General features: G+C 59.1%; 1 protein-coding gene and 1 pseudogene. One reads left to right on the top strand and one right to left on the bottom strand.

The window, feature by feature from the left end:
• Positions 1-53: 53 nt before the first annotated feature.
• Entirely contained in the window at positions 54-572 is a 519-nt protein-coding gene (locus NW815_RS13700) for an HNH endonuclease (protein WP_414350223.1), read from the bottom strand.
• 167 nt (positions 573-739) lie between these two features.
• Here NW815_RS13700 and NW815_RS13705 point away from each other — a divergent pair.
• Positions 740-1,728, top strand: a pseudogene (locus NW815_RS13705) (glycoside hydrolase); the annotation flags it as partial.

Consider the following 1,728-nt stretch of genomic DNA (forward strand, 5'->3'; position numbering starts at 1 on the left):
CTGACGGGAAGGGTGGCCCGCGCTCTGTCCATAGGATGAGCGCCGGGAGGATGTCACTCTTGCCGACTTTGGTGTTCGCGCCAGAACTGCTCCGCAAAAGCCACCGTCGGGTGGAGAGGGGCACGGGGTTTGCTGCGCAGGGGCATGTTGGCTTCTTCAGGGGTGCGGTTGCCCTTGCGTTGATTGCAGCGTTCGCAAGCCGTCACCACATTGTCCCAACTGTGGGATCCCCCTTTGGAGAGGGGCACGACATGATCCAAGGTCAGATTGTGGGTGCTGCCACAATACTGGCAGGTGTGGTGATCCCGCCGCAAAACCTCCCGCCGATTCACAGGGGGCACGCGCCAAGCGCGCTCTTTGCCCTTGATGGTCAGGCGAATATGTTCGGGCACTTCAATGACCTGGCTGGGGGAGCGCACCTTCCACACCGGCACATTCATCATCGAGAGCGGTTCGGCTTTGCCTGTTAGCAGCAGCACGATTGCCCGCTTGATATTGACCCGGCTGATGGGCAAATAGTTTTGGGAAAAGACAACGATCGACTGTTCCAGAAGGTGGGTAGCGGCAGTCATGGCTCAGCTCTTCCATTTGCCGCCATTCTCCTGAGGAATCTGCCGAATGGCAAGCTTTTCCCCACCGCCATCGACACCGGCAGCGCTCAGACATTCAAGAGTTTCTTACGATCGCCAGCCAGACAGATGGGCTAGTATCCGGGTGATGGTTGGATCCCGTACCGCCCATGACTTACCCGCTGCACGTCGCCCTGGTTTGGCACCAACACCAACCCCTCTACAAAAGTCCGGTGGCGGGTAAATATCGCATGCCTTGGGTGCGCCTACACGGGATCAAAGATTACCTGGACTTGGTCTTGCTGCTGGAGCGCTATCCCCGCTTGCACCAAACGGTCAACTTGGTGCCCTCCCTGATTGTGCAAATCGAAGAGTATGTGGCCGGCTCGGCTTTTGATCCTTACCTGGAACTGACCCTATCCCCTGTCGAAAAGCTCGGCCCCGATCAACTGCGCTTTGTGGTCGAGCGTTTTTTCGACAGCCACTACCCCACCATGATCGAGCCCTACCCCCGTTACCGGCAGCTCTACAACCAACGGGAATCTCAGGGGGTGAACTGGTGTCTGCAGTACTGGACTCCGCAGGACTTCAGCGATCTGCTGGCCTGGCACAACCTGTCTTGGTTTGATCCCCTCTTTCAGGAGGATCCTGAGATTGAGGGCTGGATCAAAATGGGATCCGGTTTTACCCTGGCGGATCGGCAGCGGATCTACGCCAAGCAACAACAGATCCTCGGCGCCATCTTGCCCCAACACGCCAAACTGCAGAGCAACGGCCAACTGGAGCTGACCACCAGCCCCTATACCCACCCCATCTTGCCCCTGTTGGTGAGCGAGCGCTCGGCGCGGGTGGCTCGGCCAGGGTTGCCTTTGCCTCGCTACCCCTTTCACTGGGAGCAGGATGTCCACAGCCAACTGGAGCGGGCTAAGCAGATCTATCGGGAGCGCTTTGGCCGGGATCCGCGGGGCCTGTGGCCTTCCGAGCAATCCGTAAGCCCTGCCATTGTGCCGATTGTGCAAAAACAGGGCTTTGAGTGGATCATCTCCGACGAAGGGGTTTTGGGGTGGAGCCTGGGTCAACCGTTTCACCGCGATGGGCAGGGCCACATTCTGGAGCCGGAGAAGCTCTACCGCCCCTACCGCCTGGAAACCGAGCGGGG

This window comes from Synechococcus sp. R6-7, from assembly GCF_047461695.1.
Taxonomy (GTDB): Bacteria; Cyanobacteriota; Cyanobacteriia; order Thermostichales; family Thermostichaceae; genus Thermostichus.

Coding starts and splice junctions, on each gene's coding strand:
- NW815_RS13700 (WP_414350223.1), bottom strand. CDS start 572: ATGACTGCCGCTACCCACCTTCTGGAACAGTCGATCGTTGTCTTTTCC.